12 protein-coding genes are annotated in these 13191 nt (G+C 43.2%); 6 read left to right on the top strand and 6 right to left on the bottom strand.

What is annotated here, in order from left to right:
• Positions 1–40: 40 nt before the first annotated feature.
• From IEE86_RS05640 to IEE86_RS05625, 4 genes are all read right to left on the bottom strand, one after another.
• Positions 41–496 (bottom strand): GNAT family N-acetyltransferase, encoded by a 456-nt coding sequence (locus tag IEE86_RS05640; RefSeq protein WP_191096329.1) that lies wholly within the window; start codon positions 494–496, stop codon positions 41–43.
• Positions 497–613: 117 nt separating this feature from the next.
• Positions 614–1213, bottom strand: coding sequence for a bifunctional 4-hydroxy-2-oxoglutarate aldolase/2-dehydro-3-deoxy-phosphogluconate aldolase (locus IEE86_RS05635; protein WP_191096328.1), 600 nt, complete (start codon positions 1211–1213; stop codon positions 614–616).
• Entirely contained in the window at positions 1185–2201 is a 1017-nt protein-coding gene (locus tag IEE86_RS05630; protein WP_191096327.1) for a sugar kinase, read from the bottom strand. Before IEE86_RS05630 ends, IEE86_RS05635 begins: the two co-directional genes overlap by 29 nt.
• Before the next feature lie 86 nt (positions 2202–2287).
• The gene (locus IEE86_RS05625; RefSeq protein ID WP_191096326.1) at positions 2288–3298 is read right to left on the bottom strand and encodes a LacI family DNA-binding transcriptional regulator; all 1011 of its coding nucleotides are present in this window, start codon (positions 3296–3298) and stop codon (positions 2288–2290) included.
• Positions 3299–3559: 261 nt separating this feature from the next.
• Here IEE86_RS05625 and kduI point away from each other — a divergent pair, with 261 nt between their 5' ends.
• The 5 genes from kduI to IEE86_RS05600 all read left to right on the top strand — a co-directional run bounded on the left by kduI (position 3560) and on the right by IEE86_RS05600 (position 8985).
• Complete coding sequence (kduI, locus tag IEE86_RS05620; RefSeq protein WP_191096325.1) at positions 3560–4387, top strand: 5-dehydro-4-deoxy-D-glucuronate isomerase; 828 nt, start codon at positions 3560–3562, stop codon at positions 4385–4387.
• Positions 4388–4392: 5 nt separating this feature from the next.
• Positions 4393–5166: a 2-dehydro-3-deoxy-D-gluconate 5-dehydrogenase KduD gene (gene kduD / locus IEE86_RS05615; protein ID WP_191096324.1), complete on the top strand. Its 774-nt coding sequence runs from the start codon at positions 4393–4395 to the stop codon at positions 5164–5166.
• A 106-nt stretch (positions 5167–5272) separates the two neighbouring features.
• Positions 5273–6739 carry a spore germination protein gene (locus IEE86_RS05610; RefSeq protein ID WP_191096323.1) on the top strand — a complete coding sequence of 489 codons (1467 nt, stop codon included), beginning with the start codon at positions 5273–5275 and terminating at the stop codon, positions 6737–6739.
• Between the two features lie 3 nt (positions 6740–6742).
• Complete coding sequence (locus IEE86_RS05605; RefSeq protein ID WP_191096322.1) at positions 6743–7843, top strand: GerAB/ArcD/ProY family transporter; 1101 nt, start codon at positions 6743–6745, stop codon at positions 7841–7843.
• Positions 7840–8985, top strand: a complete 1146-nt coding sequence (locus tag IEE86_RS05600) for a Ger(x)C family spore germination protein (RefSeq protein WP_191096321.1) — start codon at positions 7840–7842, stop codon at positions 8983–8985. Before IEE86_RS05605 ends, IEE86_RS05600 begins: the two co-directional genes overlap by 4 nt.
• Positions 8986–8996: 11 nt before the next feature.
• On the opposite strand, the gene IEE86_RS05595 is transcribed toward IEE86_RS05600, so the two are convergent.
• The gene (locus tag IEE86_RS05595; protein WP_191096320.1) at positions 8997–10394 is read right to left on the bottom strand and encodes a bifunctional glycosyltransferase family 2 protein/class I SAM-dependent methyltransferase; all 1398 of its coding nucleotides are present in this window, start codon (positions 10392–10394) and stop codon (positions 8997–8999) included.
• A 137-nt stretch (positions 10395–10531) separates the two neighbouring features.
• Positions 10532–11899 (bottom strand): sugar porter family MFS transporter, encoded by a 1368-nt coding sequence (locus IEE86_RS05590; protein WP_191096319.1) that lies wholly within the window; start codon positions 11897–11899, stop codon positions 10532–10534.
• A 270-nt stretch (positions 11900–12169) separates the two neighbouring features.
• On the opposite strand from IEE86_RS05590, the gene IEE86_RS05585 reads away from it, so the two are divergent.
• The gene (locus tag IEE86_RS05585) at positions 12170–13135 is read left to right on the top strand and encodes an LCP family protein (RefSeq protein WP_191096318.1); all 966 of its coding nucleotides are present in this window, start codon (positions 12170–12172) and stop codon (positions 13133–13135) included.
• Positions 13136–13191 lie beyond the last annotated feature (56 nt).

The following is a 13191-nucleotide window of genomic DNA, read 5'->3' as shown; positions in this document are numbered from 1 at the left end:
CATAAAAAAAGAGCTGCTTATAAGCATACTCTCTCGACCTCTATAATTCCTTTGTCATAAATAAACTGTTTGGATCTTCTTGATATGAACCAAAAGGCGTGCAATATTGAAACCCAGCGCTTTCATATAGGCTTCTTGCTGGCTCAAAGAAAGCCATTGCACCTGTCTCTAAGCTAACACGTGTATAGCCCCTCCGTTTTGCCTCTTGAAGAAGATGGCTCAGCATATACCTCGCTACACCTTTTCGCATATGGAGGGCTGCGGTCCTCATCGATTTGATTTCCCCGTGTTCACTTGATAGCTCCTTTAATGCTCCGCAGCCAAGAAGCTCCTCTTTATCTCGCACACTCCACACCGTGACATCTTGCTTTTTCAAATCTGCTAATGGAAGGGCATGAATGCTTTCTGGCGGAGAATGCGCCTTCATCTCCTCTACATGATCGGTGATCAGTTGTTCTATCCGTCCATCCGTGAGTTCATCTTGTTGAATATACATTCCAATCCCTCCTTACGATCATTGTATGTGAAGAGCTAGATTTCACCTGCTATTATGTCAGATAAACGAACAAACAACCGGCATCCACGAGCCAGTTGTTTGTATCATTTCAAGTATTTATGAAGAAAGAACCGCTTGTAATTCTTCTGCTGTACTGCTTTCAAGCTGACTGCCGACACCTACTGCCACAGCACCTGCTTTGAGCCATTTTGGGACATCGACTGGATGAATACCGCCTGTTGGTATAAATTCAATTTCTGGAAATGGTCCTTGTAGGTTTTTCATATAGGATAAACCGAAGGAGCCGCTTGGAAAAAGCTTGAGCAAGCGGTATCCATTTGCTTTTGCCTGCATGATTTCACTTGGAGTGAGGACACCTGGTATATAGAGTGTATCGTGAAATGAGAGATGCTCTCCGATCATAGGAAGATAGCCTGGACTGACAATAAATTGTGAGCCTGCCTCAATGGCTGATTGCGCCTGTTCAAGCGTCGTAACCGTTCCCGCTCCTACAATGAGGTCTTGCTCATGCCGAAAGGATGCAATGATGCGTTCAGCATGAGGCGTGGTATACGTTATTTCAATGGCACGCACCCCTTTTTTCTTTAACCGCTGAATGATCTCCATGCCTTCTGCTTCACTATCCGCTCTGACCACTGCAATCAGTTTACAAGCCGCGAGCTGCTCTTTAACGCTCAAACTTGCTGACTTTCCCATATCTCTCATCCCCCTTCATATATTCCCTTTTGTCATATCGTTTGGCTTCTTTTATAAATATTTGAAGCTCCTCACGAGTGGGGAGTCCATCCTTATCTCCTGGAGACATGACTGCAAGTGCCCCAATGGCATTTCCCCTTGTCACAGATTTTTCATCTGATAAGCCGTCAAGTAAGCCGCTAATAACCCCCACAGCAAACCCATCACCAGCGCCGACCGTATCAATGACTTCATGAATATGAAATCCTTTGACAACCCCTTGACCGGCCGAACTCTTATAAAAGGCACCTTCTGCTCCGAGCTTAATCACCACTAGCTTGACACCTTTTTGTAAATAAACATCTGCAATTTCTTCCGGTTCATGACGTCCTGTGAGCCTTTGTCCTTCTGCAAGTCCCGGAAAAAACCAATCGACTTGAGAAGCTATCTGATTTACTGTATGAATCATATCTTCCTCCTCTTTCCATAGCTGAAGCCGAAGATTTGGATCAAAGGAAATGGTTTTGCCTGCTTCCTTCATTGCTTGAAGAGCGCGAAAAGAAAACGCTCTCATTTCACTGGATAGAGCAGGTGGAATACCTGTCATATGAAGGTGTCCTGCTTGTTTAAAATAGCTGGCAGGAAAGTCGCTTAGGTTCATTGTGCTCGCAGCAGAGCCTTTCCGGTAATACGTCACGTCAGGGTCTCCATCCATTACCTTTGATTTAAGCAATATCCCCGTTTGGGAACCATCATTTGAACGGAGCACTGCACTTGTATCAACTCCTTCTTTTTGAAGCTCTTCTAAAATAAAGGTGCCTAGTGAATCTGCCCCGACTTTGCTCATAAAGCCCACCTCAAAGCCGAGTCTCGCCAGCCCGGCAGCCACGTTACTCTCGGCACCAGCAAGCGCCTTTTGAAACGTATTCACTTGATGAAGCTCTCCGACTTCCTTTGCATAAAACATCGCCATTGATTCCCCAAATGTGACCACATCCAATGCTTTCACACATTTCTCCCCTTTCTTGGTACCGGTTTCAAAATAGTAAAAAAAGAGAGAGCATGCACGTATGTATACTCTTCTCTGCCTTTCGCTTAGAAAGATTTCCTGACCATGATCTCTCCATCAAGTTGAATGGTTTGGGGCGAACTCTCATCACCTTCAAGCCGTGTCTTGATTTTTTGCATGGCTGCTTTCCCCATCTCATGAGATGGCTGGGCAACCGTTGTGATCCCTGGTCCAATCAGCTTATACCATTCGGTATCATCAAACCCTGCAATGCCTATCTCCTCTGGAATTTTGACCCCAAGCTCCACGAGTTCACTAATCAGCTTCAGCATGAGTAATCCGTTGCCTGCTAAAATCGCTTTTTTCTGTTCGTTTGATTGTAAAAAGCGGACAATCTCTTCTCTCATTTGTTCCTTTTGCTTTAAATCGATTTCTGCAATGATCGGCTTCTTATGTTTACTCAAAGCTGTCTGTTCATATGCTTCCTTCCGTTCTTCACGAGGACTGATTCCATCGACCGGCTCTGTAAAGAAAGCAATGTGATCATAGCCTTTCTCATACATTTGCTGAAGCAGCCGGATCGTGATATCGCGATTATTCGTTGTCACTGTGTCGACCTTTAGTTCAGGTAATTTACGATCAACAAGAACAATTGGCACACCATTTTTCTTAAAATCTTGCAGAAGATCATTGTTTTGACCTGTCGTATTGATGATGAGCCCTTCAATATAATGTGCATTCAGCTTGAGGAGCATTTCCCGTTCTTTTTCTGGACGATTATCTGTGTTGCATACCATGATGCTGTATCCATATTCATCACAAATCTCCTCCACCCCGCGAAGTGTTGCCACAGAGAATGGGTTTGTAATGTCAGCTACAATAAACCCAATGACCTTGCTTTTTCTTACTTTCAGTCCTTGAGCGAGCTGACTCGGACGGTAATGGAGCTCCTCGATGGCCTTCTTAATTTTTTTGACCTTTTCAGGAGAAATTTCATTTGTTCTGCCATTGATATATCTGGAGACAGTTGATTTTGAAACACCTGCATAAGCCGCAACTTCGTTAATAGTGACTTTCGTTTGCTTGTTCTCTTTCATTCAAAAAACTCCCACAATCGATCTTCTCATTTGTTTCGAAACCGATTTCAAATAAACTTAAAATGAGCATATCATAATTTCAGTAATACAAGAAGATTTTTTTGCATGATTATTGCAAAAAACCTTTTTCATAAATTGAAAGTAAGCGATTTCAAAATAACGGTTGACGCCGCCCTCTTTTTCCTCTAGAATTTTCCTTGAAACCGATACCAAATAAAACTTCAATATTTTGTTTCAGATGAAAAGGGAGGCTTATCTCAAATGGAAAATCGTTATGCTGTACATCCTGAGCAGGTCAAACGTTTTACAACAGAGGAACTTCGACGTCATTTTCATATTCCTACGCTATTCGCAAATGGTGAATTAAAGCTCTATTATTCACATGAGGATCGTGTGGTCATTGGCGGGGCAATGCCGACAGCAGAACCGCTCAAGCTGGATGCTGGAGACTTTTTGCGCACGGATTACTTCCTTGAAAGACGAGAAATTGGCATCGTGAATGTCGGTGAGCAAGGAACGGTCACAGTTGATGGTGAGTCTTTCGTGCTGGAGCATAAAGATTTCTTATATATTGGTCTTGGACACAAAGATGTCCAGTTTACTAGTTCATCAGGCAAGCAGGCCAAGTTCTATCTCGTATCAGCAACGGCTCACAGAGCGTACCCTACGCAAAAAGCAGCCATCGCTGATTTAACACCGAACCACTTAGGAGAGGCGGCTGCCTCAAACGTACGAAATCTGTATCAAGTCATTCATGCAGACGGCATCCAAAGCTGTCAGCTCATGATGGGAATGACTCAGCTTGAAATCAATAACACGTGGAACACGATGCCCGCTCATATTCATGATCGGCGCATGGAAGTGTACTTATATCTTGATATCGAAGAGGATGCTCGTGTCTTTCACTTTATGGGAGAGCCATCTGAAACGAGACATCTCGTTGTCGCAAATGAGGAAGCGGTCATTTCTCCTGCCTGGTCCATTCATTCAGGCTCAGGTACTGCAAATTATTCATTTATTTGGGCAATGGCGGGCGAAAACTATACGTTCAAAGATATGGACTTTGTCCCAATGGACCAGCTGAGGTAACGAGGATGACAACGACATCATATGTTGAGTCTCTCTTTTCCCTCGAAGGTAAAACAGCCCTTGTGACAGGCCCTGGAACTGGTATTGGTCAAGGCATTGCCGTGGCACTTGCCCGTTCAGGTGCAAATATCATCGGAACATACCACCACACCCCGCTTGATGAAACAAAAGCGCTTGTCGAACAGACTGGCAGATCATTTCATGCGGTTCAGGTCGATTTTGCCGATCCTCAGTCTGCACAGCGGGATGTCGATACCATGTTAAACCAGCATACAATTGATATTTTAATCAATAATGCTGGAACCATTAAAAGAGAAGAGGCCGCTCGCTATTCTGAGGAAAATTGGCATACTGTCATGAATGTGAATATCAACAGTCTCTTTTTTCTCACTCAAAAGGTTGGACAGCAGATGCTGAAAAACGGGCAAGGGAAAATCGTCAATATCGCCTCCCTTCTTTCGTTTCAAGGCGGCGTCTTTGTTCCCGCTTATACGGCGAGTAAGCATGCTGTCGCAGGGCTGACGAAAGCTTTTGCAAACGAATGGGCGAACCAGCATATTCAGGTAAATGCGATTGCACCTGGTTATATTGCGACCAATAACACGCAAGCCATTCGTGACGATGACAATCGAAATGAAGAGATTCTCAAAAGGATACCTGCCGGGCGCTGGGGACAGCCTGAGGATCTAGCCGGTGCAGCCGTTTTCCTTAGCTCACCAGCTTCCGATTATATGAATGGCCACATTTTAGCTGTTGATGGCGGCTGGCTTGCGAGATAAACCTATTGAGAGAATTCCTATTTTGAGGGATTCTCTTTTTTCTATTTGTATAATTCTCCTCCTTCAGAGTCACTCTATAAAAAACATGACATGAGGGTGAGGTAATATGAAAAGTCGTATTGAACAAGATATAGCGTCCGTCATCAAGCGCGTCAAAAGCTTTGCTGGGAAAAGTGATGATATCGTGTTCCATTCTTTTTCATTTGGTCCTTCCGCTTTATCTGCATGTCTCGTGTACGTTGAGGGACTCACAGAATTCGAGATGCTTTCCAAACAAATCATTTCACCGATGCAAAAGGAACTGGACCTCACTGAAGTTGATCACACCACACTTTCTTCCCTGTCAAAAGAGTTTTTTGGCATTCAAAACGATGTGCTGGAAGATATGAACCTTGCCATCGAGCAGTTATATAACGGCAGGGCTATTTTATTTGTGGACGGGGCGACTCAAGCGCTTGCACTCCAAACGAATCTTTTTCAATTTAGAGAAGTAGAGGAGCCGCAATCTGAAGTACTTGTCAGAGGACCACGGATTGGATTTATTGAGAATCTTGAAAAAAACACCGCTTTACTCCGTGAGCGGGCAAATGACCCTAACCTTGTCATTCAAAAGGTGAGTATTGGCACTCGTAATAAAAAGTCTGCCGCTCTCGTATACGTTCGTGATATTGTTGATCCCAAACTAGTAGAAGATGTGGTATCACGCATAAAGCAAATCAAAATGGACGATATCCCTGAAACCGGTTATATTGAACAGCTGATTGAGGACAGCCACATCTCCATTTTCCCGCAGATTCAAAACACAGAGCGGCCTGACCGGGTGATCGCATCTGTGCTTGAAGGCAAAGTGTCCATTTTACTCGATGGGACTCCTTTTGCCCTTATTTTACCCATGACAATTACTGCCTTGATGCAATCGCCGGAGGATTATTATCAAAGATGGACAAGCGCGACTCTGTTGCGTTTACTCCGTTATATTGCCGTGCTACTCACAATTTTTTTACCTGGGCTTTACATCGCACTTGTCTCTTATCATCCCGGCTTACTACCGACCAGAATGGCACTCACCATCGCAGGCAGCCGGCAGAACGTTCCATTTCCTCCTGTAGTCGAAGCCATTCTCATGTCTTTTACGATCGAGCTGCTGCGGGAAGCTGGACTTCGGCTTCCTAGGGCGATTGGACAGACGATTGGACTCATTGGCGGTGTGATTATTGGTCAGGCGGCTGTCCAAGCAAATATCGTCAGTGCCTTAATGGTCATTATTGTGTCGCTGACCGCATTGGCCGACTTCACGGCACCATCATATGACTTTAGTTTCCCGCTGCGCATCTTGCGTTTTATGGCGATTTTTAGTTCTGCGATGTTTGGATTATACGGTTTAATCATGTGTTATTTATTTGTGCTTTGTCACCTGATGCAATTAAAGACCTTTGGTTTTGACTATTTTACACCTGTTTTATCTTCACCGTTTTCAGATTTAAAGGATATGTACGTTCGCTTACCAATCGGGCTATTTAAATTGAGACCGAAAACAGCAAAAATAAAAAATCTCAAAAGACAAGGAGAGTAAACGATGTACAGAGCTGAGAAGCTATCATTGTTACAAGTCACCATTCTGTGCAGTTCTACAATGATAGGCGCTGGAATTTTAACCATTCCACGCAGTTCTGCCAATTCAGGATTCCCTGATGGCTGGATCATTGTATTAATACAGGGAGTCATCTTTGCTTTTGTTGCTTTTTTGTTAGGCTGGATTGCCGAAAAGAATGCACCCGACACTATTTTTGAGTCAAATACAAAAGGAGCCGGTGCATTCTTTGGCACGATCTTCAACTTAATGCTGATCGGTTATTTACTAGCCATTGTTGGCTTTGAGGCGCGTGTTCTTGGGGAAGTGGTACAGTTTTTCTTGCTGCAATCGACTCCCATGACAGTGATTGTGATGATTTTTTTACTTGTGGCGATCTATCATTTAAAAAGCGGTATTTTCCCAGTCGTCAAATTGGTCACGTACATTTATCCCATCGCCTTGATCATTTACATTGCGCTCATGCTGTTCAGTTTGAAAATATTCGATTTTGATTATTTACGCCCTGTTATGGCGCACGGATTTAAAGACTTCAGTAATTTGTTCTCTCAAACATTTATTCAATTTACAGGCTTTGAAGTCATTTTGTTTGTCGTACCTCTTATCTATAAAGACAAATGGTCGAAGGCGAAATGGGCGGCAGCAATCGGTGTTGGAATTACCACACTTGTGTACTCCCTTACGCTCTTTATTGTGATCGGTTCTATGACCGTTGGAGAAACGAAATCCCTCACCTGGCCCACTGTCTCACTCATTCAAGCACTAGAACTTGAAGGAGTCTTCATTGAACGCTTTGATATTTTCTTACTAACGATCTGGACATGCCAGCAGTTTATTTGTATGCTTGGCTTTTTCCAATTTGCCATTAAAGGGTGCCACACGGTCTTTAAAACGACCAATCTAACGAGGTTGCTATGGGTGCTGTTTTTCTTAACCTCTGCCCTATCTCTTTTTCCGAGAAATATCAATGAAGTCTTTTACTACTCTACTTTACTTGGCTATGCGTTGTTCGCGATTTTAGCCATTCCTTTTATCACAGCTGTCCTATTGATGATACGTAAAAAATGGGGAGGTCGTTCTGCATGAGAGGGTGGCGTTTATGGCTATTTTCTATGTCCTGCTGTCTTTTGCTGCTATCAGCAGGCTGCTGGGACTTAAAGGATATTGAAAAATTATCGTTTGTGCGCGGCGTTGGTATTGACGAGGAAGATGACAAAGGCGTCAAGCTCACCTATCAAAACCTTGTCCCCAAAATGGGCGGGACACAAGAAGCTGGCGCCCCTGGCTATGTGAATGTCGTCTCAAAGGGAAAAAATGTGCTGGAGGCTGTCAGTAATGTCGCTTTGAAGGATCCGCCGATTTACAGTGATCATCTCAAAATCTTTTTGTTTGGCAAAAAACAAGCTGAGCATCATGATATTCAAGGGACCCTCAACCACTTTATACGAGATGATGAGGTTCGAAGAAGTAGCTATCTTCTCGTGTCACGAGATGATGCATCAAAGGTCATCAACCAAAGATTAAAATCACAGCAAAAGGTGCCGGTTGAGCATATTTTTGAAACGTCCAAAAACCGAAGCTTTAACGGGAAGATTTTACTGCCAACACGTATCGGCAGAGCGTCCGATTACTTTCAGATGGGCATTAGCTTCCTAGTCCAGAGTGTGGATGCGGTCAACGGCGAACTCGTCTATGACGGGGCGGGAATCATTCATGGAAAAACGCGAAAGCTGATCGGTTTCATCCCGGCGAAAGATGTACAATCTTTAAACTGGGTGATGGATCGTATCTCAGGCGGCGTTGTACCCGCCACCTACAAAGGTTTTCCGATCACATATGAAATAAAGAAGGCGAAATCCAAGATCGAGCCCTATCTGAAAGATGGTAAGGTGTCCTTTAAAATCAATGTCCAAACAAGTGGAAAATTATCAGAGGATCAATACCCTCCTGAAAACTCTTACGATGAGCAGTATATCAAACGATTTGAGCACATTTTTTCGAAAAAAATCAAGGAACAGATTCAAAAAGCAGTCCATCATATGCAAAAAGACGTTGGCGTTGATTCCATTTTTTTAAACCAGCAGTTTCGTATGAAATATCCAGACTATTGGGATCAGCATCGAGATGAGTGGGACACATTATTCCAAGAAGCAGACATCGATTTAGATGTAAAAGTCAGCATCTTAAACTTTGGTGCAGAAGGCGCAACGAAAAACTTCAAGTGGTAGCAAAAAGGCGGTTATCCCGGTGGTGAGCCGCCTTTTTTACGTGCTACGATGAGAAGCTGATACTGTGTCACCTCATCGGATAAAGCTTTTGTTTGAAAACCAAGTGACTCTCCTACTCTTGCCACTTCGTCAAAAAACAATTGGACGTTTTGATCAATCTGTACATTGATATGCTGCTCTACCACACGCTCAAACAGATGGCCCGGAAAGAGTGCACGCATCGTTTTCGGTGTGAAGAACCTCAGGTGGGTTCGGTCTAAAATCCCTACATCTTGATACGTAAAATCCCCCGTCATTAATGGAAGAAGCACCTCCGCATGCATGATGTTCGGCAGGCAGTAAATGATCACGCCGCCCTGCTTTAAAGAGGCATGTGCTTGCTCAATCATATGCCAAGGATCTGACACATGCTCTAAAACATCAGAAAAAATAACCGCATCAAAAAAGGTCTCTTTTTCTGACCAAGGATACTCATCCGCTTTTACCTCGATGACTTCTTCGTAATACGGCTTTGCGATCGCTGCTTTTAAAGCATCCGCCTCTACCCCGTACATGTTGACAGACTGCCGATTCATCAGTTCAAGCCCAGTTGCCCCTGCGCCGCATCCAACATCCAGGACACATGTAGCGTCCTCAGGTAGAAGCGCCGCAAAGTATGGATGAGGGGTGATCAGATTTAGATCAATGCCCCATTTATCTAAAAACCGAAGCCTGTTCTCTGCAAACAGTGTAGAAATATTTGTGTCTTGATTCGCACGGAACGTTGCATGACCGTGATGATGGACAAATGAATCATGGACAATTTGCAGCTGATATCCCTTCAGCAATGAACGTAAACAAAGATCATCATCCTCAAACGATCCATATACGAACCGCTCATCAAATAACCCCACATCCTCGATAAGCTCTTTTTTCACCAGCAGACAAAAACCCACAAGCCGATGCACATACGTCCTCTGACCTTTTCTCGCAGCTGTATATTCCTTAGCAAAGGCTGGGAGCTCCTTCACATCTGTATACGACGGCTGAACCATCTGAGGTCCGCTCACATAGTTGGAGACAGGTCCCACCATTCCAATACGATCCGATGCAAATAGCGCCTCTTTTAAGGGAGAAAGCCAGTTTTCCGTCACCATCGTGTCATTATTTAAAAAGAGAATGCTATCTCCTGTCGCTTTTTTCGCTCCTTGATTACAGCCCTTTGCAAAGCCTTGATTCTTCTCATTTTCAATGAGTATCACATCTTCCAGCTCTCGTACATATTCCTTCGTACCGTCTGTTGACGCATTATCGACAATGATCAGTTCATATTGGTCACTTTTGGTGTGCTGTTTAATGCTGTCGATACATTTTTTTGTTAAATGCAGTTCGTTGTACGTCAGCATGACAATGCTTGTTTTCCCTTTCATGTCATTTCCACCTTTCGCTCGCCTGTTCCATATGTATGTCATATGCAGCACGTTCAGAAGATGGGCGTTTGTCCTTTCTTGATTAAACGTTTGTTTAACAAAGAAAAACCAGCTGCATGCGGGCAGCTGGTCATTGTTCACACTGTTTTTCCTTCCTCACCTACGGCGGCACGGTTTCTCTTTTTTAAATCCTCTTCAATTTCTTCAAGACTTTTCCCTTTTGTTTCTGTCACGAAGTATTTCACAAATAAGAAGGCACCTACACCGATGACCGCATAAATGAGGAAGAGATTACTGATACCAATCGCACTTAATAAAGCCGGGAATGTAAGCGAGATGATCAGATTCCCTGTATGAAGAAGGAATGTAGATACACCTGTACCAATGCCACGAACATGTACTGGGAACAGCTCTGGAAGCATGACCCATACGACTGGACCCCAGCTGACAGCAAAGATGACGATGAAGAGTCCTAAACAAATGACTGTTGTCCATCCTGCGGCTGTTGATCCTGCGAAAAATCGATTCACCACTGACAGAACAATTAAACTAAGAACCATTCCAGCATTACCAAATAGGAGCAGTGCTTTACGTCCTACACGGTCAATCATTTTAATCGCCACAAACGTCATGATGACATTCACTGCGCCAATTCCGACAGTTCCTAAAATCGCGGCTGAGTTACCAAAACCAACGCTTGTGAATGTTTTTGGTGCATAGTAAATAATTGTATTGGTGCCGATAAATTGCTGTAAAAAGGCAAGGCCGACACCCGCGATCAATGCTGGACGTACCCATGGCTCAAATAATTCCTTAAAACCGCCTTTTTCTTCACTTTCTGCCTGTTGAATATCTGAAATTTCTTCTTCGACTTCTTCCTTACTCTGTCTAAGCTTCGATAATACAGCCTTCGCCCGGTCAGCCTGTCCATGGACAAACAGCCAGCGAGGACTTTCTGGCATAAACAAAATACCAATTAATAGTAGAGCAGAAGGAACCACTGCAATTCCAAGCATCAGGCGCCATGCCTCGGCATCCGCTAACACGTAGTTCACTATGTAGGCTAAAAGAATACCGAATGTGATCATGAGCTGATTTAAAGAGGACAGTGCACCTCGTGATTCCTTTGGCGCAAGTTCAGATAAATATAATGGAACAATCGTCGTCGAGCACCCGACAGCGAGTCCTAGTACAATTCGGAATAAAACCATCACTTCCGTATTCGGGGCAAAGGATGTACCAAATCCCCCGATAATAAACAAAATAGCTGCGGCGATGATGGCCTTTTTTCGCCCAAATTGGTCTGTCAGCTTTCCAGAAAGAGAGGAACCGAGCATCGCCCCGATTAAAATCGAGCTGACAACAAGCCCCTCTGTAAACGCATTTAAACCTAAATCTTCTTTCATAAATAAGATGGCGCCAGAGATGACACCTGTATCATAGCCATATAAGGCGCCGCCAAGTGCGCCGAAGAAATAAAGCCATCCATTCCGATTTTTCATCATGATAACCCCTCTTTTGTCTGTGTTTACTGGATGTTTCTCTATATGAAAGATCATTTTCCTCACTTCCTGTCATTTCAAACATTTCGATGTTTTATGACAAATATATTTCATTTGTGTATCATTGAAACTTTTGACGACAAGGAAACGTCAATTAAGCGTTGGTGAAAAAAATGTCGCACAATATCCCGTTTTAAGGTATATTTGTTTTAGTTTGTCAGCAGGAAGACGGACATCTTTACTATAAAAATCATAGGCGAGGGTTTAAAATATATGGATCAATCACGAAGCAAACGCAAAGGGAAAAAGCGTTTAAAACCATGGGTGAAAGTCACTCTTTTTATATTCGGTATTCTTTTACTAACAACCGCTTCAGTCACAGGCTATGCCTACTATAAAGTGACAACAGCTGCAAAAAAAGCACAAGTATCACTAGATCGAGGCGCACAATCTGTGAAACGGATTGAAGCATTTGATCCAGGAAAAGACAGCTTTTCTGTTTTGCTACTTGGAATTGACAGCAGACCAGGCGAAACAGTGAAACAAGCGCGAAGCGATGCAATGGTTTTGGCGACGATTAACCGCACAAATAAAACCGTTAAATTATTAAGCATTCCAAGGGACTCATACGTCAATATTCCAGGTCATGGCTATGACAAAATTACTCATGCACACGCATTTGGCGGTGCAGATTTAACGGTAAGTACAGTTGAAAATTTACTAGATGTTCCGGTCGACTTTGTCATTCAAAGTAACTTCAAAGCATTTAAGGAAATTGTCAATGAACTAAATGGTGTTTCTATTAACATCAAGGATGAATATCTTGTCAAACAGATTCAAAAAGATACAAAAGGCAAGGTTGTCCTTCAAACAGGCACTCATACACTAGATGGTGATCAGGCTCTCGCATATGTGAGAACGCGAAAAGCAGATAGTGACTTAATGCGCGGACAACGTCAAATGGAAGTATTAAAGGCCATTTTCGATAAATCAAAATCACTAACGTCCATTCCGTCATACGACAATATCATTGATACACTTGGTGATAATGTCTCAACCACTCTTTCTATGAAAGAATTAATCGGGCTTTTCCCGCTTCTGACTTCATTAAAATCTGTTGATACCATTCAGTTAAAAGGAAATGACTATCAGCCAAACGGCGTTTATTATTTCCAATTGGATCAAAACCAACTGAACGAAGTAAAAACTGAATTGAAGAAGCAGCTTGAATTATCATAAACAGAAAGGGCTAAAATATCTTAATTTTAGCCCTTTGTCTTCTTTTCAGCTTGATA

Source organism: Bacillus crepusculi, from assembly GCF_014764715.1.
Taxonomy (GTDB): domain Bacteria; phylum Bacillota; class Bacilli; order Bacillales; family Bacillaceae; genus Bacillus.
The sequence above is the reverse complement of the archived record's forward strand: the minus strand, read 5'-3'. Positions and strand labels throughout refer to the sequence as shown.

Excerpts from the sequence above, each read along its gene's own strand:
- IEE86_RS05640 (WP_191096329.1), bottom strand. The coding sequence starts at position 496 with ATGTATATTCAACAAGATGAACTCACGGATGGACGGATAGAACAACTG.
- IEE86_RS05635 (WP_191096328.1), bottom strand. The coding sequence starts at position 1,213 with ATGGGAAAGTCAGCAAGTTTGAGCGTTAAAGAGCAGCTCGCGGCTTGT.
- IEE86_RS05625 (WP_191096326.1), bottom strand. The coding sequence starts at position 3,298 with ATGAAAGAGAACAAGCAAACGAAAGTCACTATTAACGAAGTTGCGGCT.
- kduI (WP_191096325.1), top strand. The coding sequence starts at position 3,560 with ATGGAAAATCGTTATGCTGTACATCCTGAGCAGGTCAAACGTTTTACA.
- kduD (WP_191096324.1), top strand. The coding sequence starts at position 4,393 with ATGACAACGACATCATATGTTGAGTCTCTCTTTTCCCTCGAAGGTAAA.
- IEE86_RS05610 (WP_191096323.1), top strand. The coding sequence starts at position 5,273 with ATGAAAAGTCGTATTGAACAAGATATAGCGTCCGTCATCAAGCGCGTC.
- IEE86_RS05605 (WP_191096322.1), top strand. The coding sequence starts at position 6,743 with ATGTACAGAGCTGAGAAGCTATCATTGTTACAAGTCACCATTCTGTGC.
- IEE86_RS05600 (WP_191096321.1), top strand. The coding sequence starts at position 7,840 with ATGAGAGGGTGGCGTTTATGGCTATTTTCTATGTCCTGCTGTCTTTTG.
- IEE86_RS05595 (WP_191096320.1), bottom strand. The coding sequence starts at position 10,394 with ATGAAAGGGAAAACAAGCATTGTCATGCTGACGTACAACGAACTGCAT.
- IEE86_RS05590 (WP_191096319.1), bottom strand. The coding sequence starts at position 11,899 with ATGATGAAAAATCGGAATGGATGGCTTTATTTCTTCGGCGCACTTGGC.
- IEE86_RS05585 (WP_191096318.1), top strand. The coding sequence starts at position 12,170 with ATGGATCAATCACGAAGCAAACGCAAAGGGAAAAAGCGTTTAAAACCA.